At 71.7% G+C, this 23,888-nt stretch carries 21 protein-coding genes and 1 pseudogene; 18 read left to right on the plus strand and 4 right to left on the minus strand.

The features are described 5' to 3' along the window. Positions 1 to 7: 7 nt before the first annotated feature. On the minus strand, positions 8 to 1,174 hold the full coding sequence (locus ACIBBD_RS33365) for a YihY/virulence factor BrkB family protein (protein ID WP_399423312.1): 1,167 nt from the start codon (positions 1,172 to 1,174) through the stop codon (positions 8 to 10). Positions 1,175 to 1,320: 146 nt separating this feature from the next. Between ACIBBD_RS33365 and ACIBBD_RS33370 the strand changes: the two genes are divergently transcribed. The 16 genes from ACIBBD_RS33370 (at position 1,321) to ACIBBD_RS33445 (ending at position 17,675) form a co-directional block, all read left to right on the plus strand. Then, positions 1,321 to 2,955 carry an acyl-CoA dehydrogenase family protein gene (locus ACIBBD_RS33370; protein WP_399423313.1) on the plus strand — a complete coding sequence of 545 codons (1,635 nt, stop codon included), beginning with the start codon at positions 1,321 to 1,323 and terminating at the stop codon, positions 2,953 to 2,955. 305 nt (positions 2,956 to 3,260) lie between these two features. After that, positions 3,261 to 4,544: a GAF domain-containing protein gene (locus tag ACIBBD_RS33375; RefSeq protein ID WP_399423380.1), complete on the plus strand. Its 1,284-nt coding sequence runs from the start codon at positions 3,261 to 3,263 to the stop codon at positions 4,542 to 4,544. A gap of 515 nt (positions 4,545 to 5,059) precedes the next feature. Further along, positions 5,060 to 6,352 carry a hypothetical protein gene (locus tag ACIBBD_RS33380; RefSeq protein WP_399423314.1) on the plus strand — a complete coding sequence of 431 codons (1,293 nt, stop codon included), beginning with the start codon at positions 5,060 to 5,062 and terminating at the stop codon, positions 6,350 to 6,352. Positions 6,353 to 6,474: 122 nt separating this feature from the next. Then, the gene (locus ACIBBD_RS33385) at positions 6,475 to 7,047 is read left to right on the plus strand and encodes a GNAT family N-acetyltransferase (RefSeq protein ID WP_399423315.1); all 573 of its coding nucleotides are present in this window, start codon (positions 6,475 to 6,477) and stop codon (positions 7,045 to 7,047) included. 127 nt (positions 7,048 to 7,174) lie between these two features. Further along, a complete protein-coding gene (locus tag ACIBBD_RS33390) occupies positions 7,175 to 7,258 on the plus strand; it encodes a putative leader peptide (RefSeq protein WP_309500612.1) in 84 nt (27 codons plus the stop codon). A gap of 130 nt (positions 7,259 to 7,388) precedes the next feature. After that, entirely contained in the window at positions 7,389 to 9,086 is a 1,698-nt protein-coding gene (locus ACIBBD_RS33395) for a nitrite/sulfite reductase (RefSeq protein WP_399423316.1), read from the plus strand. Continuing rightward, the gene (locus ACIBBD_RS33400; protein ID WP_189939785.1) at positions 9,083 to 9,262 is read left to right on the plus strand and encodes a hypothetical protein; all 180 of its coding nucleotides are present in this window, start codon (positions 9,083 to 9,085) and stop codon (positions 9,260 to 9,262) included. The genes ACIBBD_RS33395 and ACIBBD_RS33400 overlap by 4 nt, the downstream gene beginning before the upstream one ends. Further along, positions 9,259 to 9,969: a phosphoadenylyl-sulfate reductase gene (locus ACIBBD_RS33405; protein WP_399423317.1), complete on the plus strand. Its 711-nt coding sequence runs from the start codon at positions 9,259 to 9,261 to the stop codon at positions 9,967 to 9,969. The genes ACIBBD_RS33400 and ACIBBD_RS33405 overlap by 4 nt, the downstream gene beginning before the upstream one ends. Further along, positions 9,966 to 10,592 (plus strand): adenylyl-sulfate kinase, encoded by a 627-nt coding sequence (gene cysC, locus ACIBBD_RS33410; protein ID WP_399423318.1) that lies wholly within the window; start codon positions 9,966 to 9,968, stop codon positions 10,590 to 10,592. Before ACIBBD_RS33405 ends, cysC begins: the two co-directional genes overlap by 4 nt. After that, positions 10,589 to 11,524: a sulfate adenylyltransferase subunit CysD gene (gene cysD / locus ACIBBD_RS33415; RefSeq protein WP_399423319.1), complete on the plus strand. Its 936-nt coding sequence runs from the start codon at positions 10,589 to 10,591 to the stop codon at positions 11,522 to 11,524. Before cysC ends, cysD begins: the two co-directional genes overlap by 4 nt. 2 nt (positions 11,525 to 11,526) lie before the next feature. After that, positions 11,527 to 12,861: a sulfate adenylyltransferase subunit 1 gene (locus tag ACIBBD_RS33420; RefSeq protein WP_399423320.1), complete on the plus strand. Its 1,335-nt coding sequence runs from the start codon at positions 11,527 to 11,529 to the stop codon at positions 12,859 to 12,861. A gap of 222 nt (positions 12,862 to 13,083) precedes the next feature. After that, positions 13,084 to 14,190 (plus strand): ABC transporter substrate-binding protein, encoded by a 1,107-nt coding sequence (locus ACIBBD_RS33425; protein WP_399423321.1) that lies wholly within the window; start codon positions 13,084 to 13,086, stop codon positions 14,188 to 14,190. A 36-nt stretch (positions 14,191 to 14,226) separates the two neighbouring features. Then, positions 14,227 to 15,012 (plus strand): ABC transporter ATP-binding protein, encoded by a 786-nt coding sequence (locus tag ACIBBD_RS33430; protein WP_399423322.1) that lies wholly within the window; start codon positions 14,227 to 14,229, stop codon positions 15,010 to 15,012. After that, positions 14,999 to 15,904, plus strand: a complete 906-nt coding sequence (locus tag ACIBBD_RS33435) for an ABC transporter permease (protein WP_399423323.1) — start codon at positions 14,999 to 15,001, stop codon at positions 15,902 to 15,904. Before ACIBBD_RS33430 ends, ACIBBD_RS33435 begins: the two co-directional genes overlap by 14 nt. A 5-nt stretch (positions 15,905 to 15,909) precedes the next feature. Next, on the plus strand, positions 15,910 to 16,650 hold the full coding sequence (locus tag ACIBBD_RS33440) for a sirohydrochlorin chelatase (RefSeq protein WP_399423324.1): 741 nt from the start codon (positions 15,910 to 15,912) through the stop codon (positions 16,648 to 16,650). Positions 16,651 to 16,835: 185 nt separating this feature from the next. Continuing rightward, the gene (locus ACIBBD_RS33445; protein ID WP_399423325.1) at positions 16,836 to 17,675 is read left to right on the plus strand and encodes an aldo/keto reductase; all 840 of its coding nucleotides are present in this window, start codon (positions 16,836 to 16,838) and stop codon (positions 17,673 to 17,675) included. 34 nt (positions 17,676 to 17,709) lie between these two features. On the opposite strand, the gene ACIBBD_RS33450 is transcribed toward ACIBBD_RS33445, so the two are convergent. After that, the gene (locus ACIBBD_RS33450; RefSeq protein ID WP_399423326.1) at positions 17,710 to 18,270 is read right to left on the minus strand and encodes a DUF1697 domain-containing protein; all 561 of its coding nucleotides are present in this window, start codon (positions 18,268 to 18,270) and stop codon (positions 17,710 to 17,712) included. Positions 18,271 to 18,754: 484 nt separating this feature from the next. Here ACIBBD_RS33450 and ACIBBD_RS33455 point away from each other — a divergent pair, with 484 nt between their 5' ends. Continuing rightward, complete coding sequence (locus ACIBBD_RS33455) at positions 18,755 to 21,001, plus strand: MMPL family transporter (protein ID WP_399423327.1); 2,247 nt, start codon at positions 18,755 to 18,757, stop codon at positions 20,999 to 21,001. A gap of 109 nt (positions 21,002 to 21,110) precedes the next feature. Here the strand turns inward: ACIBBD_RS33455 and ACIBBD_RS33460 are convergent, their stop codons facing one another. Beyond that, positions 21,111 to 21,443: a hypothetical protein gene (locus ACIBBD_RS33460; protein WP_399423328.1), complete on the minus strand. Its 333-nt coding sequence runs from the start codon at positions 21,441 to 21,443 to the stop codon at positions 21,111 to 21,113. A gap of 211 nt (positions 21,444 to 21,654) precedes the next feature. Here ACIBBD_RS33460 and ACIBBD_RS33465 point away from each other — a divergent pair, with 211 nt between their 5' ends. After that, a complete protein-coding gene (locus tag ACIBBD_RS33465; protein ID WP_399423329.1) occupies positions 21,655 to 22,605 on the plus strand; it encodes a zinc metalloprotease in 951 nt (316 codons plus the stop codon). Here ACIBBD_RS33465 and mgt read toward each other — a convergent pair. Further along, positions 22,580 to 23,858 (minus strand): annotated as a pseudogene (gene mgt / locus ACIBBD_RS33470) (macrolide-inactivating glycosyltransferase). The gene ACIBBD_RS33465 and the pseudogene mgt overlap by 26 nt on opposite strands. Between the last annotated feature and the right edge of the window lie 30 nt (positions 23,859 to 23,888).

Below are 23,888 nucleotides of genomic sequence, written 5' to 3' on the forward strand. Positions count from 1 at the left end.
GCGGCGTTCACTTGTCGGGGGGCGGGGGCTCCTCCCCGCTCCCGCTCCCCTTCGGGTAGGTCTTGGCGTGGGTGCGCAGTCGGGCCGTGACGTCCTCGGGCGGCAGGAAGCGGGACCAGCGTTCGGGGAACTCGGACGGCATGTCGGGGTCGTCGGGGTCCTCGTGGGCGCGGGCGGCGGCCATGCGGGCGACGTACTCGGCGGCCTCCTCCTGGCGCAGGCGTTCGTTGGCGGCGCGCGCCGCGGCCGTCGCGGCGGCCGGCCAGACCCGGTCGATGGCCGCGTTGACGGCGGCTCCGACGAGTACGGCGAACGCGGACACGCCGATCCACAGCAGGACGGCGACGGCGGCGGCGAGGGAGCCGTAGATGGTGGCGCCCTCGATGGTGTTCTGCAGGTAGATGCGGAGCAGGAAGCTGCCGAGCACCCACATCGCGAGGGCCACCAGCGCGCCGGGCACGTCCTCGATCCACGGGGAGCGCACGGGCACGGACACGTGGTAGAGGGTGGTCAGGAACGCGATCGACAGGACGATCACGACCGGCCAGTACAGGACCTGGACGACCGTCGTCGACCAGGGCACGACCCGTACGACGGCGTCGGGTCCGGCGACCATCAGGGGCAGCGCGACCGACCCGATCAGCAGGGCGGCGATGAACAGCAGGAACGCCACCAGCCGGGTCTTGACGATGCCGCGGACGCCGTCGAGGCCGTACATGACGGTGATGGTGTCGATGAAGACGTTCACGGCGCGCGAGCCGGACCAGACCGCGAACAGGAAGCCGATGGAGATGACGTCGGGGCGGCCGCCCTTCATGACGTCGTCGAGGATCGGCTGGGCGATCTGTGCGACGCCCTTGTCGGACAGGACGGTGCGGGAGGCGTCGAGGAGGTTGGCCTCGAGGCTGGAGATGGTGTCGGTGCCGGTCCAGTCGTCGACGTAGCCGAGCAGGCCGATGAGGCTGAGCAGCAGCGGCGGCACGGACAGCAGGGTGAAGAACGCGGCCTCGGCGGCGAGGCCGAGGATGCGGTACTCGATGCAGGAGTTGACGGTGTCCTTCAGCAGCAGCCAGGCGGTCTTGCGTTTGGAGACGTTGCGGTAGAGGGCACGCGCGCGGTGGAGACGCCCGGTGGGGCCCTCGGGTCGCTCGGATGACTGACTTGCTGGCTGCACGCCCTAAAGGTATCCGCCGTACGTGGCTGCGCTCACCTCCGGTGGGGCGCCGTCATGGCGGGTGACGGGCGTCCGGGCCGGTGTGCGCGCGGGGCGGCCCCGTGTCCGGGGGCCATGACCGGCGTGGCCGGGGGTACGTTCGCGGTATGGCAGGCAGCACGCACTCTGTGACGAACCAGCCCCCGCCCCTCCTCGGGTACGACGTCTACGGCGCCGACCGGGCCCTGGTGGCCGCCGTGGAACGGCATCTGGATCCGGAGCTGCTCGACGAGGCAAGCGGTGAGCTGTCCGCTCTGGGGCGGGCCGCGGGGTCGGCGCAGCTCCACGAGTGGGCGATGCAGGCGAACGAGAACCCGCCGACGTTGCGTACCCACGACCGCTACGGCCACCGGATCGACGAGGTCGACTTCCATCCGGCCTGGCACCGACTGCTGGGCAAGGGGGTCGGGGCCGGTCTGACGGCGGCCTGGGCTCGGCCGGGCGGGCATGTGCGGCGGGCGGCGGGTTTCGTGGTGTGGACGCAGGTCGAGGCGGGCAACGGCTGCCCGCTGTCGATGACCCACGCGGCGGTTCCCGCGTTGCGTGCCGACGCGGCGCTGGCGGCGGAGTGGGAGCCGCGGCTGACGTCGACGATCTACGAGCGTGAGCTGCGGCCCGCGAGCCGGAAGGCGGGCGCGCTGTTCGGGATGGGGATGACGGAGAAGCAGGGCGGCAGCGACGTCCGGGCGAACACGACGTCGGCGCGGCCGCTCGCCGAGGACGGTACGTACGTGCTGACCGGGCACAAGTGGTTCTGCTCGGCGCCGATGTCGGACGCCTTCCTGGTGCTCGCGCAGGCCCCGGAGGGGCTGACGTGCTTCCTGGTCCCGCGGGTGCTGGAGGACGGCACCCGCAATCCGTTCCTGCTGCAGCGGCTCAAGGACAAGCTGGGCAACCGGTCGAACGCCTCGGCCGAGGTCGAGTTCGACGGGACGTGGGCGCGCCGGGTGGGCGAGGAGGGGCGCGGGGTGGCCACCATCATCGGGATGGTCACGGCGACCCGGCTGGACTGTGTGCTGGGTTCGGCGGGGCTGATGCGGGCGGCCGTCGCGCAGGCCGCGCACCACTGCGCGTACCGGGAGGCGTTCGGCGGGAAGCTCCTCGACAAGCCGTTGATGCGTAATGTTCTGGCCGATCTCGCGCTGGAGACGGAGGCGGCCACGACGCTCGGACTGCGGCTGGCGGCGGCCTACGACGACGGCGGCGAGCAGGAGCGGGCGCTGCTGCGGATCGCGGTGCCGGCCGCGAAGTACTGGGTGACGAAGCGGTGTACGCCGGTGACGGTGGAGGCGGCGGAGTGCCTGGGCGGCAACGGGTACGTGGAGGAGTCGGGGATGCCGCGGCTGGTGCGTGAGTCGCCGCTGAACTCGATCTGGGAGGGCGCGGGCAACGTCCAGGCGCTGGACGTGCTGCGCGCGTTGCGGCGGGAGCCGCAGGCACTGAACGCCTATCTCCAGGAGGTGGGTCGGGCACGGGGTGGCGATCACCGGCTGGACGCGGCGATCAAGGACCTGTTGACCGACCTGGCGGATCTGGACGGGGCGGAGGCGCGGGCGCGGCGGCTGGCGGAGCGGTTCGCACTGGTGCTCCAGGGGGCGCTGCTCGTACGGTTCGCGCCGCCGGAGGTCGCCGACGCGTTCTGTGCGTCGCGGCTGGGCGGTGACGCGGGAGCGGCGTTCGGGACGCTGCCCCACACGCTGGATCTCCAGGCGCTGGTGGAGCGGGCCCGGCCACTACCCTGACCTGGGCCGGACAGGTGCGGGGGTGGTGCTGCGCCGACACGGCACCACCCCCGCCGCAATGGCCCTGCGAGGCCAGTAACGCCGCTCGGGACGGCGTGCCACAAGTTTCGGACCCCCGCGTGGATGTTGACCAGGGTTGCAGGGGGTTGCAACGTGTCGGACACGGTGTCCGGAGTGTGCCCCTCCGTCACGGGCGGACGGCAAGATGGGACCTCGAGTAAGACCGGAAACAGTCGGCGCAGGAGCTTGACATCCGGTCCTGTGCTTGTGCGCTCTCCGGGGAGGCCCCAGTGGCGAAGTCGCCGATGACCGTGCCGCAACTCGCGGCCGTCGACGCCGCGCGGGCGGCGCGGATGCTCAGTGAGGTGCGGGAGGCGAGACTCGCCGGGCAGCGGGCTCGCGTCGCGCCGCGTCCCGTGATCGAGCAGTCCTGGGAGCGGATGCTGCGCGGTGGCGTCGATCCGGATCACGATGTCAGAGCCGGGCTGCTCAGTGCCGAGGAGGTGCGGCGGCGGCGGGAGGAGTCACCGTTGCGGGAAGTGCTGCCGGTGCTGCGGGAGGGACTGCTGTCGGTCGCGGACGTCGCCCACCACATCATGGTCGTCGCCGACGCGGAGGGCCGGGTGCTGTGGCGGGAGGGCTGTACCCCGGTGCTGCGCAAGGCGGACGGGCTCGGTTTCGAACTGGGCGCGGACTGGCGGGAGTCCGTCGTCGGCACCAACGGCGTGGGCACACCGGCGGTGGTGCGCCGGCCCGTGCAGGTGTTCGCCGCCGAACACTTCGTCCGCTCGCACACCACGTGGACGTGTGCCGGCGCCCCGATCACCGATCCGCGGGACGGCCGGCTGCTCGGCGTGGTGGACGTCAGCGGGCCGCTGGAGACGATGCACCCGGCGACGCTCGCCTGGGTCGACTCGGTGGCGAAGCTCGCCGAGGCCAGGCTGCGGGAGCTGCATCTGGGGTCGCTGGAGCGGCTGCGGGCGGTGGCGGCGCCGGTGCTGGCCCGCCTCGGCGGGCGGGCGGCGGTGGTGGACCGGGACGGCTGGACCGCGGCGGTGTCCGGGATGCCGTACACGAGCCGGATCGCGCTGCCCAAGTCGTCCTCGGGGGGCCGCCGGTGGCTGCCGGCGCTGGGGGTGTGCTCGGTGGAGCCGCTGGCGGGAGGCTGGCTGGTGCGGGCGCTGGACCGGGCCACGGAGCCGCCGCCGACGGGCGCGACGCGGATCGTGCTGGATGTGACGCGGCCGCGCCGCTGGTCGGTGACGGTCAGCGGCGGGGCGGGGTCGTGGTCGCACGACCTCAGTCCCCGCCATGCCGAGCTGCTGTATCTGCTGGCGGTGCAGCGGGGTGGGCGCAGCGCGGCGGGACTGGCCGCGGACGTGTTCGGCGATCCGGGTCGGACGGTGACGGTGCGGGCGGAGATGTCGCGGGTGCGGCGGTATCTCGGGGGGCTTCTGGAGCACCGGCCGTATCGCTTCCGCGAGGACGCGGAGGTGGAGGTCCTCCTCCCGGACGACCTCGGAAACCTCCTGCCGCACTCCACCGCGCCGACGGTGGTGGGGGCGCGGACGACGGATTCCGTGCGGTGAGGGCGGGTTCCGCGGGGGCGGCGGCGCACCACGCCGTGGGGTGTTCCGTGCGATGACGGCGGGGTTCCGGTCCGACGGCGAAGGGGTGCCGGGACGGCGGCTTCGGTGCGGGACGGCGGGTTCGGTGCCGGGACGGTGGACTCGGTGCCGGGACGGCGGGTTCGGTGCCGCGACGGTGGACTCGGTGCCGCGAGGTCGGATTCGATGCCAGGACGGTGGATTTCATGCCGGGACGGCGGATTCGATCCCGTACCAGTGGATCGAGGGCCATGACGGTGGCTTTCCTGCCGTGGCCCGGCATGTCCTGCCGTGCCTACGGATTCCGTACCGCAGGGCCCTCCGGCCGCCGCCTTCGCGCGGAGAAAACCCTTACATGACGGTGTCTTCCGTACATGTGCGAGGTCTTCGTCCCGGGGGCGCGTCGACTGCCGTAGCATCCCCTACGGGTCACCCCACCTGCTCCTCGGTCAACGTACGGATCACACGGCGCAGTTGGCCCGCCTTCGGGAGGACGAATGAAGCATCGTGGCCGACACCGCCGACGCAGGCGGGGCAGGGCCCTGCGCGCGTTCCTGACCGGAACGGCGCTCGCGCTCACCGCCGTCGCCACCATGATCAGCGCTTCCCAGGCCACGGTCACGAACAGCCCCGGGGCCCTGAAGCCGCTCTCCGCCTCCGCCGACACGGACCCGCTGCGGCTGACGGAGAGCCTGGTGCCGCGGGCCTCCCTGGACCGGCTCGCCGCGGAGATGGGCCCGCCGGTCGGGGTCGGCGCGGTGCTCGGCGGCGCCGACCGCACCCTGCGCGACGCGGTCGACTGCACGGACGCGGAGCGGCAGGCGCTGCCCGTCTCCCCCGGCGCCACCCGCGCGTACTGCTGGAACACCGACGACACCGAGGGCTGGCAGCCGGGCGCGGTCACCACCTCGGGCGACGCTGACGACGACGGGCTGTGGGGCGCCCACCGGGTGATCCTGTCCGGCTGGTCGCGCAGCGCCGGCCCGGCAGCCGACCGGGGCCTGGCCCGGATCGCCTTCGTCGACGCGGGCAACCTGAACCGCCTCACCTACACGTGGGCGCTGCTCGCCGTACCGGTCGACGGCGGCCGTGACTACCGCGGCCTCGTCTCCCATGTGTCGGGCATGGTCTGGTACCAGGACAAGCTGCTGGTCACCGCCGACGAGGGAGAGCGGACCGCGCTGTACGTGTACGACGTGAACCGCGTCCAGCGCGCCACCGTCACCGGCGAGGCGATCGGCCGGGTGCCCGGCGGCTGGTCGGCGCACGGCTACCGGTACGTGCTGCCCGCCGTCGCCTCCTACCGGCTGAGCGGCGACGCGGACGCCCCGCACCCGACGGCCCTGTCCCTCGACCGCGGCACCGCCCCCGACACTCTGGTCGCCGGGGAGTGGACCCTGGACGGCGGCGACCGGGGCGCCCGTCTGTGGCGGTACGCCCTGGACACGGCTCCCGGCCGGGCCGGGCTGCCGGCCGCCGACGCCGACGGGCGGGTCCGGGCCACCGAGGCGTACCGGACGAGCATGACCGGAGTGCGGGGTGTGCTCGCGCACGAGTCCGCCTGGTACGTCACCCGCGGGGCCGCCGAGGACGGCACGCGCGGGACGCTGTGGCGGCAGGACACGGGCGGGGCGCGGGCCGCGACGTGCGGCGCCGACAGCAGCCGCAGCTGCTGGAGTCCCCGGACCGAGTCCCTGTCCTACTGGGCGGAGACCGGCGAGGTCTGGACGCAGTCGGACCGCGTGCTGTTCTCGCTGCCCCTCGCCTCGATCGACGGATCGGCCCGGTAGAGGCTCGGTCGCCGATCGACGGACCAACCCGGTCGCGGACCGGTCACTGATCGACGGACCAACCCGGTCGCGGACCGGCCGCCGATCGACAGACCGGCGCGGTGGATGATTCTCTGACCGGCATGACGAACATCCCCGTGACCACCTGGTCCCTGGAGCAGACCGCGCCGGGCGACCTGCTGCCGGCCGCCGCACCCGAGGGCGACGTGCGGATCGTCCGCTCCGAGGTGCCCTCACCGGAGTTCAGCCGCTTCCTGTACGCGTCCGTCGGCGGCGACATCCGCTGGACCGACCGGCTGGGCTGGACGTACGCGCGGTGGCAGGAGCACCTGGGCCGTCCGGGGGTCGAGACCTGGGTCGCCTACGACCGGGGCACGCCCGCGGGATACGTGGAGCTGGAGCCGCAGGACGACGGTGTGGTGGAGATCGTCTACTTCGGGCTGATCCCGGCCTTCCGGGGGCGGCGCATCGGCGGCCACCTGCTGTCGTACGGCGCCGCCCGCGCCTGGGACCTGGCGACCCGCTGGCCGGGGTTGTCGCAGACCAAGCGGGTGTGGCTGCACACCTGCAGCAAGGACGGCGAGCACGCCATGGACAATTACCTGCGCCGTGGGTTCACCCTGTTCGACACCAAGGTCGAGGAGGAGGCCGAGGTGCCCGCTCCGGGCCCCTGGCCGGGCGCATACCCCGCCTGACCTGCGCGGACAAGAGACCGTGCAGCGCATGTGACCGACACCACCCTTGTCTCACACTTCAGGACAAGGGTGTCCACATGGCGGACGAAGCTGGACTGTGTCCAGATCGCCGTGACACGCTTCCGTCATGTCTGGAACTGGAATTGCCTTGGTGAGTCGGCGGCACGTCGACCTCGGCCGCATGTCCAGCGCCATCTGTCCGGCCGGCTGACGAGCCGCAGCACCGCCGACAGTCCCCTCCAGCCTCCCCCGCCTGCGCAATGACGCGCACGCCTGCCCGCGTGCGCCCGTACGCGCAGGTCAGAGCCTCCCCCGTCGCTGTCCCGAAGGACGTATTCACCATGGCCGCCACCCCGCAGAACCCTGCCGCCTCCGCGCCCCGCCGCAAGGTGAGTCGTCACCGCGGTGAGGGTCAGTGGGCCGCGGGTCACTTCACCCCGCTCAACGGCAACGAACAGTTCAAGAAGGACGACGACGGTCTCAACGTGCGGACACGCATTGAGACGATCTACTCCCGGCGCGGCTTCGACTCGATCGACCCGAACGACCTGCGCGGCCGCATGCGCTGGTGGGGCCTGTACACGCAGCGCAAGCCCGGGATCGACGGCGGCAAGACCGCGGTCCTGGAGCCGGAGGAGCTGGACGACAAGTACTTCATGCTGCGGGTCCGCATCGACGGCGGCCGGCTCACCACGCAGCAGCTGCGGGTGATCGGCGAGATCTCGCAGGAGTTCGCGCGCGGCACCGCGGACATCACCGACCGGCAGAACATCCAGCTGCACTGGATCCGCATCGAGGACGTGCCGGAGATCTGGAACCGCCTCGAGGCCGTCGGTCTGTCCACCACCGAGGCCTGCGGCGACACCCCGCGCGTCATCATCGGCTCGCCGGTCGCCGGTATCGCCGAGGACGAGATCATCGACGGCTCACCGGCCATCGACGAGATCCACAGCCGGTACATCGGCAGCAAGGAATTCTCCAACCTGCCGCGCAAGTTCAAGACGGCCATCTCCGGCTCCCCGCTCCTCGACGTCGCGCACGAGATCAACGACGTCGCGTTCGTCGGCGTCGAGCACCCCGAGCACGGCCCCGGCTTCGACCTGTGGGTCGGCGGCGGTCTGTCCACCAACCCGAAGATCGGCGTCCGGCTCGGCGCCTGGGTTCCGCTGGACGAGGTCCCGGACGTGTGGGCCGGCGTGATCGGCATCTTCCGCGACTACGGCTACCGCCGCCTGCGCACCCGCGCCCGTCTGAAGTTCCTGGTCGCCGACTGGGGTGCGGAGAGGTTCCGCCAGGTGCTGGAGGACGAGTACCTCCAGCGCAAGCTGTCCGACGGTCCCGCGCCCGCCGAGCCCGTGGAGCGCTGGCGCGACCACGTCGGTGTGCACCGGCAGAAGGACGGCCGTTTCTACGTCGGTTTCGCGCCGCGCGTCGGCCGCGTCGACGGCACCACGCTGACCAAGATCGCCGAGGTGGCGGAGGCCCACGGTTCGGGCCGGGTACGCACCACGGTCGAGCAGAAGATGATCGTCCTCGATGTCGAGGAGGCGCAGGTCGAGCCGCTGGTCGAGGCCCTGGAGGCCCTGGACCTGACCGCCAAGCCCTCCCCCTTCCGGCGCGGCACCATGGCCTGCACCGGCATCGAGTACTGCAAGCTCGCCATCGTCGAGACCAAGGCGCGCGGTGCCTTGCTGATCGACGAACTCGAGCGCCGCATCCCCGAGTTCGACGAGCCGATCACCATCAACATCAACGGCTGCCCGAACGCCTGCGCCCGTATCCAGGTCGCGGACATCGGTCTCAAGGGCCAGCTCGTCCTCGACGACCGGGGCGAGCAGGTCGAGGGCTACCAGGTGCACCTGGGCGGCGCGCTCGGCCTGGACGCCGGTTTCGGCCGCAAGGTCCGTGGCCTGAAGGTGACCGCCGAGGAGCTGCCGGACTACGTCGAGCGCGTCCTGAAGCGGTTCCAGGCGGAGCGCGAGGACGGCGAGCGGTTCGCCACCTGGGCGGCCCGTGCCGACGAGGAGGCTCTGTCATGAGCGAGCGCGCCGCGCCCTTCTACTGCCCGTACTGCGGCGACGAGGATCTTCGGCCGAGCGAGGAGGGTCACGGCGCCTGGGAATGCGCGGCGTGCAACCGCGCATTCCAGCTGAAGTTCCTCGGGCTGCTCGCCCGGGGCGTTCAGCGCACCGACACGGGAGGGGACCGGATATGACGGCGGTACGGGAAGACCGCAGCACCGAAGAGTTGAAGGCGCTCGCCGAACAGGCGGGACGCGACCTGGAGGACGCCTCCGCGCTGGAGATCCTGCAGTGGGCCGTGGACACCTTCGGCAAGGAGTTCTGCGTGACCTCCTCCATGGAGGACGCGGTGGTGGCGCACCTGGCGTCGCGCGTGCTGAAGGGCGTCGACGTGGTGTTCCTCGACACCGGCTACCACTTCCCCGAGACCATCGGCACCCGGGACGCGGTCGAGGCCGTGATGGACGTCAACGTCATCACCCTCACCCCGCGCCGGACGGTCGCCGAGCAGGACGCCGAGTACGGGCCGAAGCTGCACGACCGCGACCCCGACCTGTGCTGCAAGCTGCGCAAGGTGCAGCCGCTGGAGGAGGGCCTGAAGGCCTACCGGGCGTGGGCGACCGGGCTGCGCCGCGACGAGTCCCCGACCCGGGCGAACACCCCGGTCGTCGGCTGGGACGAGAAGCGGCAGAAGGTCAAGATCTCCCCGATCGCCCGCTGGACCCAGGACGACGTGGACGCCTACGTCGCCGAGCACGGCGTGCTGACCAACCCCCTGCTGATGGACGGCTACGCCTCCGTCGGCTGCGCCCCCTGCACCCGCCGGGTCCTGGAGGGCGAGGACGCGCGCGCCGGCCGCTGGGCGGGCCGGGCGAAGACCGAGTGCGGGCTGCACGGATGACGAAGACCACCGTCGCTCACACGGCGCCCACAGCTGCGGCTGCTACTGCTGTGACCGATGCGACCACTACGACCCAGGAGAATCACGTGACGACCGGAGCCACTGTCTGGCTCACGGGTCTGCCGAGTGCCGGCAAGACCACCATCGCGTACGAGCTGGCCGGCCGGCTGCGCGAGGAGGGCCACCTCGTCGAGGTGCTCGACGGCGACGAGATCCGCGAGTTCATCTCGGCGGGCCTCGGCTTCAGCCGTGAGGACCGGCACACCAACGTGCAGCGCATCGGCTTCCTCGCCGACCTGCTCGCCCGCAACGGCGTCAAGGCGCTGGTGCCGGTGATCGCGCCGTACGCCGACAGCCGGGACGCGGTGCGCAAGCGGCACGAGGCGAGCGGGACGGCGTACCTGGAGGTGCACGTGGCGACCCCGGTCGAGGTGTGCAGCGAGCGGGACGTCAAGGGCCTGTACGCCAAGCAGGCGGCGGGCGAGCTGACCGGGCTCACCGGTGTCGACGACCCGTACGAGGTGCCCGGGTCGCCGGACCTGCGGATCGAGTCCCAGAACCAGACCGTGCAGGAGTCCGCGGCGTCGGTGTACGCGCTGCTCAGCGAAAGGGGACTGGTGTGACGACCGTCGCCAAGGCCGAGGAGGGCACGGCCAGCCCGTACGCCCTCAGCCACCTCGACTCCCTGGAGTCGGAGGCGGTGCACATCTTCCGCGAGGTGGCGGGCGAGTTCGAGAACCCGGTGATCCTGTTCTCCGGCGGCAAGGACTCCATCGTCATGCTGCACCTGGCGCTGAAGGCGTTCACGCCGGCACCGGTGCCGTTCTCGCTGCTGCACGTCGACACCGGGCACAACTTCCCGGAGGTCATCGAGTACCGCGACCGCACGGTGGAGCAGCACAACCTGCGGCTGCACGTCGCCTCGGTGCAGGACTACATCGACCGGGGTGTGCTGAAGGAGCGTCCGGACGGCACCCGCAACCCGCTGCAGACCCTGCCGCTGACGGAGAAGATCCAGTCGGAGAAGTTCGACGCGGTCTTCGGCGGCGGGCGCCGGGACGAGGAGAAGGCCCGGGCGAAGGAGCGGGTGTTCTCGCTGCGGGACGAGTTCTCCCAGTGGGACCCGCGCCGTCAGCGCCCCGAGCTGTGGAACCTGTACAACGGGCGGCACGCGCCGGGCGAGCACGTCCGCGTGTTCCCGCTGTCCAACTGGACCGAGCTGGACGTCTGGCAGTACATCGCCCGCGAGGGCATCGAGCTGCCGGAGATCTACTTCGCGCACGAGCGGGAGGTCTTCCAGCGGGCCGGGATGTGGCTGACCGCCGGCGACTGGGGCGGGCCCAAGGACGGCGAGACCGTCGAGAAGCGGCAAGTCCGCTACCGGACCGTCGGTGACATGTCCTGCACCGGCGCCGTCGACTCGGACGCGGTGACGCTGGAACAGGTCATCGCGGAGATCGCCGCGTCCCGGCTGACCGAGCGCGGTGCCACCCGCGCCGACGACAAGCTGTCCGAGGCCGCGATGGAAGACCGCAAGCGCGAGGGGTACTTCTAAGCATGAGCACCATCACGACCGAGGAACTCTCGGCCACGACCCTGCTGCGGTTCGCCACCGCCGGCTCCGTCGACGACGGCAAGTCCACGCTCGTCGGACGGCTGCTGCACGACTCCAAGTCGATCCTCACCGACCAGCTGGAGGCCGTGGAGCGCGCCTCCGCGAGCCGCGGCGCTCAGGGCCCCGACCTCGCGCTGCTCACCGACGGGCTGCGCGCCGAGCGTGAGCAGGGCATCACCATCGACGTGGCCTACCGCTACTTCGCCACGCCCCGGCGCCGGTTCATCCTCGCCGACACGCCCGGCCACGTGCAGTACACCCGCAACATGGTCACGGGTGCCTCCACGGCCGAGCTGACGGTGATCCTGGTCGACGCCCGCAACGGCGTCGTCGAGCAGACCCGCCGGCACGCGGCGATCGCCGCCCTGCTGCGCGTCCCGCACGTCGTGCTCGCCGTCAACAAGATGGACCTGGTCGACTACCGGGAGCCCGTGTTCGCCGCGATAGCCGAGGAGTTCACGGCGTACGCGACCGAGCTGGGCGTCCCGGAGGTCACCGCGATCCCGATCTCGGCGCTCGCCGGGGACAACGTGGTGGACCCCTCCGCCCACATGGACTGGTACGGCGGCCCGACCGTGCTGGAGCACCTGGAGACCGTCCCGGTCAGTCACGACCTGGCGCACTGCCACGCCCGGCTGCCCGTGCAGTACGTGATCCGGCCGCAGACCGCCGAGCACCCCGACTACCGGGGTTACGCGGGCCAGATCGCCGCCGGCACGTTTCGGGTGGGCGAGGCGGTCACCGTCCTGCCGTCCGGCCGGGCGACGACGATCGCCGGGATCGACCTGCTGGGCAAGCCGGTCGACGTGGCGTGGACGACGCAGTCGGTGACCGTGCTGCTGACGGACGACATCGACGTCTCGCGCGGCGACCTGATCGTGCCGAGCAAGGACGCGCCGCCCACCACGCAGGACGTGGAGGCCACCGTGTGCCACGTCGCCGACCAGCCGCTGACCGTCGGCCACCGGGTGCTGCTCAAGCACGGCACCCGCACGGTGAAGGCGATCGTGAAGGACATCCCGTCCCGTCTCACGCTCGACGACCTGTCCCTGCACCCGCACCCGGGACAGCTCGTCGCCAACGACATCGGCCGGGTGAAGATCCGCACCGCGGAACCGCTGCCGGTCGACTCCTACGCCGACTCGCGGCGCACGGGCTCGTTCATCCTGATCGACCCGAACGACGGCACCACGCTCACCGCGGGCATGGTCGGCGAGTCGTTCGCGTCCCCGGAGCCGGTCAAGGACCAGGCCGAGGACGACGGGTGGGACTTCTGACGTGAACCCGAACGACTACTACTCCACGTTCGCGAAGGAGGGCGGCCGCGTCGGCAGCGGTGCTCTCGGCAGCGGGCAGGGCGGAGTGGCGCGATGTGCGGCGTGACGTACGCGCACTGCCTGCGCGCCCTCACCCCCCACCGCCGTAAGCGAAGACCTGCCGACTTCCCGGCCACGACCTGAGAGACCGTGACCGCCGGGCCAACGAGAGGAACCCCTCCCGTGCCTGCCACTTCCAGCCTCCGCCGCGCCTTCGCGGTGATCGCCGCGCTTCCCCTGCTCACCCTCGCCGCCTGCGGCTACGGCTCCCAGGCCGACGACGACACGTCCACCCAGAAGGTCGCCGCCGGTGCGGAGAAGATCGACGGACTCGACTCCGTCAAGATCGGCTACTTCGGCAACCTGACCCACGGGACCGCCCTCGTCGGCGTGAACAAGGGCTACTTCCAGAAGGCGCTCGGCGCCACGAAGGCCGAGTACCAGACCTTCAACGCCGGCCCGTCCGAGATCGAGGCCCTGAACTCCAAGTCGATCGACATCGGCTGGATCGGCCCGTCCCCGGCGATCAACGGCTACACCAAGTCCGCCGGCAAGAACCTGCGGATCATCGGCGGCTCGGCGTCCGGCGGGGTGAAGCTCGTGGTCAACCCGGACAAGATCAAGTCGCTGAAGGACGTCAGGGGCAAGAAGATCGCGACCCCGCAGCTCGGCAACACGCAGGACGTGGCGTTCCTCAACTGGATCGCGGAGCAGGGTTGGAAGGTCGACGCGGAGAGCGGCAAGGGTGACGTGTCGGTCATCCGCACCGACAACAAGGTCACCCCCGACGCCTACAAGGCCGGTTCCATCGACGGTGCGTGGGTGCCGGAGCCGACCGCGTCGAAGCTGGTGTCCGAGGGCGCCAAGGTGCTGCTGGACGAGGCCGACCTGTGGCCGGACAAGAAGTTCGTGATCACGAACATCATCGTGCGGCAGGACTTCCTGAAGGAGCACCCGAAGGCCGTCGAGGCGGTCCTGAAGGCGTCGGTCGAGATCAACAAGTACATCAACGCCAACCCGGACGCGGCGAAGGCGGCGGCGAACGCGCAGCTGAAGGCGGAGACCGGAAAGGCGCTGCCCGCGGAGGTCCTGGACCCGGCGTGGAAGTCGATCCAGTTCACCGACGACCCGCTGGCCTCCACCCTCAACACCGAGGCACAGCACGCGGTCAAGGCCGGTCTGCTGGAGGACCCGCTGCTGAAGGGCATCTACGACCTCACGCTGCTGAACAAGGTCCTTCAGGCCGAGGGTGAGAGCACCGTCAGCGACGCCGGTCTCGGCGCCGAGTAAGTCCGAAATCACGTGAGTTCCCAGGAGGTGACGACCATGGCCACCACCCTCGCCAAGGCGGACAGCGCCGAGTCGGTGGAGCACGCCGCCCGCATCGAGCACGTCTCGAAGTCCTTCGCCGGGCCCGCCGGGCAGCAGCTCGTCCTGGACGACATCACTCTCGATGTCGCGCCGGGCGAGTTCGTCACCCTCCTGGGGGCCTCCGGCTGTGGCAAGTCCACGCTGCTGAACCTGGTGGCGGGGCTCGACCGGCCCACCGCCGGTTCCATCAGCACCGACGGGCGCCCGGCTCTGATGTTCCAGGAGCACGCCCTGTTCCCGTGGCTGACGGCGGGCAAGAACATCGAACTCGCCCTGAAGCTGGGCGGCGTCCCGAAGAACGAGCGGCGCGGCCGGGCCGAGGAGCTCCTCGAACTGGTGCGGCTGAACGGCTCGTACGGCAAGCGGGTGCACGAGCTGTCCGGCGGTATGCGCCAGCGGGTCGCGCTGGCTCGGGCGCTGGCGCAGGACGCGCGGCTGCTGCTGATGGACGAGCCGTTCGCGGCGCTCGACGCGATCACGCGGGACGTGCTGCACGACGAGCTGACCCGGATCTGGAAGGAGACGGGGCTGTCCGTGCTGTTCGTCACGCACAACGTGCGGGAGGCGGTGCGGCTCGCGCAGCGCGTCATCCTGCTCTCGTCCCGGCCGGGCCGGGTGGCCCGCGAGTGGACGGTCGGCATTCCGCAGCCGCGCCGCATCGAGGACGCCCCCGTGGCCGAACTGTCCCTCGAGATCACCGAAGTCCTGCGTGGGGAGATCCGCCGTCATGGCCAGCACTGAGACGAAGACGACGGACGCCCGCGCCGGGGGCGACCAGCAGGTCGCCTCGGTGGAGGCGGGCCTGGACGCCCTGGAGACCGGCGTCGTCAGCCGTACGCCGTTCCGGCAGACCTTCGTCAACAAGATCCTGCCGCCGATCGTCGCGATCGCGGTGGTCCTGGTGGTCTGGCAGGCGCTGATCACCTTCAGGATCGTCGACGATCCGAGCAAGCTGCCCTCGCCCTCCGACGTGGGCGGCGAGTTCAAGGACGCCTGGCTGGAGGGCAAGCTCCTCGACTACATCTGGACCAGCGTCTCGCGCGGTCTGCTGGGCTTCCTGATGGCGCTCGCCATCGGCACCCCGCTGGGTCTGATCGTGGCCCGGGTGAAGTTCGTGCGCGCGGCCATCGGGCCGATCCTGTCCGGTCTTCAGTCCCTGCCGTCGGTGGCGTGGGTGCCGCCGGCCGTGATCTGGCTGGGCCTGGACAACAAGATGATGTACGCGGTGATCCTGCTCGGCGCCGTCCCCTCCATCGCCAACGGCCTCGTCTCCGGCATCGACCAGGTGCCGCCGCTGTTCCTGCGGGCGGGCCGCACGATGGGCGCGACGGGCCTGAAGGGCGCCTGGCACATCGTCCTGCCGGCCGCGCTCCCCGCCTACCTGGGCGGTCTGAAGCAGGGCTGGGCCTTCTCCTGGCGCTCGCTGATGGCGGCGGAGATCATCGCCTCCTCGCCCGACCTGGGCATCGGGCTGGGCGCGCTGCTGGAGAACGGCCGCAACGCCAGCTCCATGTCCATGGTGTTCGAGGCGATCATCCTGATCCTGTTCGTCGGCATCGCCATCGACCTGCTGATCTTCAGCCCGCTGGAGCGGCGGGTGCTGCGCAGCCGGGGCCTGCTGGTGAAGGGCTGACCCCCATGCACAAGAGGCCGGTTCTTCTCGTCGTCGCCCACGGCAGCCGCGACCCTCGGCACGCGGCGACCGTCCACGCCCTCGTACGGCGGGTGCGGTCGCTGCGGCCCGGGCTGCGCGTGGAGACCGGCTTCCTGGACTTCAACATCCCGTCCGTGCAGGGCGTGCTGGAGTCCCTGGCGGCGGAGGGCGTCCGTGACGTCGTCGCCCTTCCGCTGCTGCTGACGCGGGCCTTCCACGCGAAGGCGGACATCCCGGCGGTCCTGCGGGACGCGCCGCCGCGGCTGCGTATCCGTCAGGCGGAGGTGCTGGGCCCGTCCCCGCTGCTGCTGTCCGCCCTGGAGCGGCGGTTGTACGAGGCGGGGCTGGCGCCCGCCGACAAGTCCTCGACCGGGGTCGTGCTGGCCTCGGCGGGGTCCAGCGACCCGGAGGCGATCGCGGTGATCGCCGACATCGCGCGGGAGTGGTGGCACACCGGTTGGTGCGCCGTGCGACCCGCGTTCGCCTCCGCCTGCCTTCCGCGTACCGAGGACGCGGTGCGCGAACTGCGGGAGCTGGGCTGCTCGACGGTGGCGGTCGCGCCGTACGTGCTGGCGCCCGGCTTCCTGCCGGACCGTATCGCCCGGGGCGCGGCCGGGGCGGACGTCCTGGCCGAGGTTCTGGGGGCGGCGCCGGAGGTGGCGCGGGTGCTGCTGGAGCGGTACGACGCGGCACGGGTGCCCCGGCTGGCCGCGGTCGGGGCCTGAGGCGCCGCCCGGCGACTCCGTCCCGCGACCGACCACCCCACCTCGTCCTGCCCCTCTCCCCGGCCGAGCCGCGCCGCCTCCCCCGCCCGCGGACCCTCGGCTGCCCGGCCGCGGATCCCGTCCGCTCGCCGCCGGCGCCCGCGCGCACGGACCGGGCTCGCACAGGCGTGTGTACCCTCCGTAGCATGATCGAGCAGAGTTTCCTGGTGGGTGGCGAGGTACCGGTCCGTCGGCTCGGCTTCGGCACCGCCCAGCTCACCGGTCCCGGCTACTGGGGTCCGCGCGGCGACGCCCGGGACGCGGTCGCCGTGCTGCGGCGGGCGGTGGAGCGCGGGGTCACGCTGATCGACACCGCGGACAACTACGGCCCGTCCCTCGCGGAGGAGCTGGTCGCCGAGGCTCTGCATCCCTACCCCGAGGGCCTGTTGATCGCCACGAAGGGCGGGGTGGTGCGGACGAGCGACAGCGCCTGGCACGTGGACGGGCGGCCCGAGCGGCTGCGCGCGATGTGCGAGGCGAGCCTGCGCAGACTCCGCCTCGACACCATCGGCCTGTACCAGCTGCACCGGCTCGACCCGGCCGTCCCGATGGCGGAACAGCTGGGCGCGCTCGACGCGTTGCGGGCGGAGGGCAAGATCCGGCACATCGGCCTGGACACGGTCACCGCCGAACAGGTGGCGGCGGCCACGGAGCTGACGGAGATCGCGTCCGTCCAGAACCGCTACCACCTCCTCGACCGGGCCGGTGAGTCGCTGCTGCGGCTGTGCGAGGCGCGCGGCATCGCCTTCCTGCCGTGGTTCCCGCTGGGCAACGGGACGCTGACGACCGACCCGGTGTGCGCGTCGGTCGCCGCCGCGCACGGCGCCACCCCGGCCCGGATCGCCCTGGCCTGGCTGCTGCACCACTCCCCCGTGCTCTGCCCGACCCCCGGCACCGGCACCCTCGCCCACCTGGACGACAACCTGGACGCGGCCGCCGTACGCCTCACGGCGGAGGAGATGTCCCGGCTGGACGCCCTGGGCTGACGGGCGCCGGCCCCCTGCCACGGCCTGCGGAAGCTCACCCCTCCGGCGTCCCCTCCGTCATCTCCACCAGCTTGACGACGGTGTTCCAGTTGCGGGTGGTGGCGATCAGCCCCTTGGTCACCCGGGGGCGGGAGAGCTGTTCGGCGAGCTTGGAGCGGCCCAGGCCGTCGGGGGCGTACAGGTACAGGGCGCGGTCGCCGAGGCGGAACTCCTCGGGCAGGTGGGCGGCCTGGTCGATGCCGGTGAAGCGGTCGGGCCCGACCGGCGCGGAGAAGTAGGTGACGTGGAGCTGTCTGGCCTCCAGGTCGGCGGCCGGGAACGGGCAGGCCTCGGCGACGGCCTTCAGGTAGGCGTGGTCGCGGACGATCACGTCGACCCCGAAGCCGAACTGCTTCTCGACCGCCCGCGTGATCTCCCGGGCGAGGCCGTCCTCGTCGCCGTGGCCGGCGGAGAAGACGGCCTGGCCGCTCTGGAGGTAGGTGCGCACGTGGTCGAGGCCGAGGCCCTCCAGGAGGGTGCGCAGGGCGGCCATCGGGACCTTCTTCGCGCCGCCCACGTTGATGCCGCGCAGCAGCGCCGCGTACGTCGTCGTCATCCGGACACGATAAGGCGGCCGTCGTGCCCCGTGGGGGCGGGCGCGACAACCGCCGCCCGGGCCCTCGGGGGCGGGGGCGCCTGGGGTCGCCCTGGCCCGCCGGGGCGGGGGCGCCCGGGGTTGTCCTGGCCCTCCGGGACGGGGGGCACCGGGGTTGCGTCGAACGCCGACCGATCGGCGGGACGCTGATCACCTTCCGCGGTGACCTGTGACGTGTCCGGCTGGGGTGCGCGACGACAAGGGCAACCCCGTCGGACGGACCGTACGGCTCCGCTTCTTCCCTGATCACCGCCCCCGAGATCGACGAAATAGATGTAAGGGCCCGCGTCCTCCCCTGCGGTGACACGGCGGGGTCCGAGGGGAGGACTCGGGCGGCCGGGACTTCACCGGGCAGCACGACGAGATGGCTTTACGCGGCCCATACCTTCGAAGCGAAAGGTGGCGGCAGGGGGTCGCCACCGCACGTCGAGGGGGCAAGCCCGTCATGGGGAACGGAGATTCGCGGGTGCGGGGCATCGCCGCGCGGGCCGGCGGCTGGAGTGCCCGGCACCGCTGGGCGGCGGTCGGCATCTGGGTGCTGTTCGTCGTCCTGGCCATGGGGCTCGGGTCGGCGGCGGGCCGGGTCGACGTCAAGGACAGCGACCAGCTCAAGGGCGAGACACACACCGCCGCCAGGATCATCGAGGACGCCGGGATCGAGGAGCCCGCCAGTGAGACGGTCCTCGTGCAGGCGAAGGACGACGGGCTGAAGGCCACGGACGCCGAGTTCCGGCAGGCCGTCGAAGCGGTCGTCGAGGCCGTGGAGGGCACCGGCGAGGTCACCGACGTCACCTCGCCCTACGACACGCGGACCATCTCCGAGGACGGGCGCAGCGCGCTGGTGCAGTTCGACATCAGCGGCGACTCCGACACCGCCGGGGAGCGGGTGGAGCCGGTCCTGAAGGCCGTCGAGGGCGTGCAGAAGGACCACGACGCGCTGCGGATCGAGGAGATCGGCGGCGCCAGCATGATGAAGACGTTCGACGACGCGTTCGGTGACGACTTCCAGAAGGCCGAGTACTCCGCGGTGCCGGTGGCCCTCGGTATTCTGCTCATCGCCTTCGGCGCGCTGGTGGCGGCGCTGCTGCCGGTGCTGCTGGCGATCACCGCGATCATGGCCACGATGGGCCTGATGGGCGTCGTCAGCCATGTGATGCCGATGAGCGACACCGCGAACTCGGTGATGCTGCTGGTGGGTCTGGCGGTCGGCGTCGACTACTGCCTGTTCTACCTGCGCCGCGAGCGCGAGGAGCGGGAGGCCGGCCGGGACGCGCAGACGGCCCTGCGGATCGCCGCCGCGACCAGTGGCCGCGCGATCGTCGTCTCCGGTGTCACGGTGTGCGTGGCGATGGCGGGCATGCTGTTCACCGGGCTCGCCGAGTTCGAGGCGATGGGCCTGGCCTCGCTGATGGTCGTCGCCGTCGCCATGGTCGGTTCCGTGACCGTGCTGCCCGCGCTGCTCTCCCTGCTGGGCGAGCGGGTCGAGAAGGGCCGCATACCGTTCCTGCGGCGTCGCAGCACCGCCGGCGGCGGGGGCAGCCGGTTCTGGACGGCCGTGCTGAAGGGCGTGCTGGCCAAGCCCGTGGTCTCCGTGGTCGTGGCGGCCGGCACGCTGCTCGCCATCGCGGTCCCCGCGCTCGGCATGAAGACGCAACAGCTCACCCTGGACCAGGAGTTCGGCGACTCGCTGCCCATCGTGCAGACGTACAACCGGCTCAACGAGGCGTTCCCGGGCGGTTCGGAGCCGGCCGAGGTGGTCGTCAAGGCGGACGACATCAACGCGCCCGAGGTGAAGTCCGCGCTGGCCGACTTCCGTGAGCGGGCGATCAGTTCGGGGGCCTCGCGCGGCCCGGTCGAGATCAAGCTGCACGACGAGCGGAACATCGCCTTCGTGTACGTCCCGCTGGTCGGCGGCTCCGACCTGGACAAGGCGGGCGCGAGCCTGGACAAGCTGCGGGACGACGTGCGGCCCGCGACGCTCGGCAAGGTCGACGGGGTGGAGGCGCCCATCACCGGACAGGTGGCCGGTTCGAAGGACTTCAACGACCAACTGGCCGGAGCGGTCGTCCCGGTCTTCGCCTTCGTCGTGGTCTTCGCCTTCGCGCTGATGCTGCTGTCGTTCCGCTCGCTGACGATCGCGCTCACCTCGATCGTGCTGAACCTGCTGTCGGTGGGCGCGGCCTACGGCATCCTCGTGGGGGTCTTCCAGCACGGCTGGGGCGCGTCCCTGGTGGGCGCGGAGGGCGTCGGCGCCATCGTCACCTGGCTGCCGCTGTTCCTCTTCGTGATCCTGTTCGGCCTGTCGATGGACTACCACGTGTTCGTGGTCTCCCGGATCCGCGAGGCACGGCTGCGGGGCCGGACGACGAAGGACGCGATCACGCACGGCGTGGTCACCACGGCCGGTGTCGTGACGAGCGCCGCCGTCATCATGGTCGCCGTGTTCGCGATCTTCGGAACGCTGTCCATGCAGTCCATGAAGCAGATGGGTGTGGGCCTCGCGGCCGCCGTCCTGATCGACGCGACGATCATCCGGGGCGTGCTGCTGCCGGCGGTGATGGCCCTGCTCGGCGAGCGCAACTGGTACCTGCCGAAGTGGCTGCACCGGCTGCCCGACCTCACCCACGACGAGGAGCCGGAGCCGCTCGCGCCGACGGCGCGGGACGACGAGGGTGAGCCCGTGAGGGTCTGAACCCGCCTGTGCCGAGGGCCCGTTGACCACCGGGGAGTCAACGGGCCCTCACCCGTGCCCGGCCCACGGCGGCGCACCCCCTGGGCGGGCCGCCGTGGCCGGCCGGTCCTCACTCCGGCGGCTGCGCCACCACCGTACGGACCTCCAGGACGTCCTCGTCGCAGCGCACGATCTCCAGGACCCGGCCGGCGCGCGCGCCCTCGAAGGACACCGCTACCCTGCGGTCCCCCACCGCCCGCCAGCGGCCGCGCACCGTGTCCGGGGCGTCGCCGCGCCCCACCGGGTGGTCGGCGAAGCTGCCGTCGGGGGCGAACTCCATGCCACGGCGGCCACGCGCCGGAGGAAAGGGATGGTCCTCCGGCCGGAAGACCGTCACGTCGTCGTGGTCCTCCTCGTAGGAGTGCAGCCAGGCCCGGAACAGGGCCGCCGGGAGTTCTCGCATGAGCCGCCACCCCTTGCCGTCTTGGGAACAAATGGCGGGATGATGCCTGATTGCCTAGAATTTCCAGTGTATGGGCTCATCGGCGGCCGGCAAACGCCCGGCCGGCGTCCGGCGCCCCCAACAGCGCGTGTCCGAAGCGCAGTTCCCCAGCCGCGAGCGTGGCCTCAGCGCGCGAGCGCGGCTTCCGCTCATGTCCCCGAGGGACGCAGTCATGTCCGATGCGCAGTCATTCCTCCGCACCACCTCCGACGACTACAGCCGCTGGTGCGGCACGATGGAGGTACACCGCAGGTTCCTCGATCTGAACCCCGAGTACGCCGACAACCGGACCGTGATCGAGAACACCGCGTTCGCTTACGAGCAGGGCGAGCGGTTCGCCGCCCGGCAGGGCGTGATCGACATTCCCGTCGTCGTGCACGTGGTGTTCAACACCCCCGAGCAGAACATCGGGGAGGCCCAGATTCACAGTCAGATCGACGTCCTGAACCAGGACTTCCGGGGCACGAACCCGGACGTCGGCGCCGTGCCCTCGGTGTGGCGGGACCTCGTCGCCGACCCGCGCATCGAGTTCCACCTGGCCCGGACCGACCCCCTGGGGCAGCCCACGTCCGGCATCACGCGCAGGCAGACCGGGAACCGGGACTTCGCCACGGACGACCTGGTCAAGTTCACCCTGAGCGGAGGCCACGACGCCTGGCCCGCGAACGCGTACCTGAACATCTGGGTCTGCCTGCTGCGCCGCGGCCTGCTGGGGTACGCCCAGTTCCCGGGCGGTGCCGCCGCCACGGACGGCGTGGTCATCACCCACACCGCCTTCGGCACCAACGGCACCGCCAGTGCGCCGTTCAACGGAGGACGCACGGCCACGCACGAGATCGGGCACTGGCTCAACCTGCGGCACATCTGGGGTGACGACGACTCGGGATGCAGCGGCAGCGACTTCGTGGCGGACACCCCCAACCAGGCGGGCCCCAACCTGGGCACTCCCCGGTTCCCGCACGTGACGTGCAACAACGCCCCGGACGGCGACATGTTCGTGAACTACATGGACTACACCGACGACGCGGCGATGTTCATGTTCACCAAGGGCCAGGCGGCGCGCATGGACGCCACGCTCGACAACGCGCGCCTGTCCCTCACCCGGCAGGCCGTTCCCGTGTGACGGAGGCGTCCCCGCGGCGAGCGGCCAGTTCGGCCTCGACGAGGTCGGCCGCCCTGCGGGTGCCGCCCTCCCCCGCCATGCCGGCCTGGATCTCCTTGAGCCGACGGGCGACCTCGGGGTCGTCGACCAGGGCCAGGGCTGCGGCCCGCAGCGCCTCGGCGGTCGCCTCCTCGGCCGGGACGTGCCGGGCGACACCGAGCGCCTGGAGCACGTCGGCGTTCCCGAACTGGTCCACGGCCTGCGGTACGGCGATCATCGGGGTGGCCGTGGCCAGTCCCTCCTGGCTGCCGCCGGCGCCGGCGTGGGTGACGAACAGGTCCGCCTGCCTCAGGATCGCCAACTGCGGCACCCAGGAACGCACCTCGACGGTGTCGGGCACCTCCCCCAGCTCGGACGGGTCGACGTGCCGGCCGATCTGGAGCACCAGGTGCCACCCGGGCAGTCCGGCGAAGGCCCGCACGCAGGCGCGGTAGAACTCCGGCTGCTGGGTGAAGGTCGATCCGAGCGAGACGAGGACGACCTTCTCGGCGCCGGAGGGCCGCGTCCATCCGCCCTCGGCGGACCGGTCGCCCTGGCAGGCGCCGACGAAGGTGTACACGCTCTCGTCGACCCGGTCGGCGTGCGGCTGGAGCGCCTTCGGGATGAGGACCAGGGAGCGGGCGGGCCGGCCGGCGAACGCGTCGGGGTGCTCGGTGATCCCGTTCTCCCTCAGCCAGGCCTCGAAGCGGGCGTAGTAGGCCTGCCCGCGCTCGGTCTTCCTCGGCTCCGCCCACATCGGCTCGCCGACCTCCTCCTCGTACCCCTCCCAGGCGACGAGGTTGGGCGAGAGGGAGATCGCGGGCACACCCCAGCGGTGGGCGAGGACGCGGGCCGGGTAGGAGGTGATGTCGTGCAGGACGAGGTCGGGTTCGTCCCCGTCGTAGGCCTCGATCAGCTGGGGCAGCGCCTGGACGGCGTCGGCCAGGAAGGGCTCCACGTGGTCGAGGAGGGTGGTGCCCCAGGCCGACGGGTCGGCGTCGGGCGAGGGCAGGGTGGAGTGCCACGGCTTCACCTCGGCGCCGGTCGCGGCGACCTTGTCGGCGAAGACGGGCGGAATGGCGTAGGTCACCCGGTGCCCGCGCGCGACGAGTTCCCGGATCACCTCCAGGCTGGGGTTCACATGGCCGTGGGCGGCGATGGAGAACATGGCGATGTGCGCGGGAGCGGTCATGCCCCCGACAGTAAGCGAGACGAGACGTCTCGTGCAATGTAATAGCGCGCCCGGGTGGGTGCCGCACGCCCGG

It is taken from the genome of Streptomyces sp. NPDC051315, assembly GCF_044455165.1.
GTDB lineage: Bacteria > Actinomycetota > Actinomycetes > Streptomycetales > Streptomycetaceae > Streptomyces.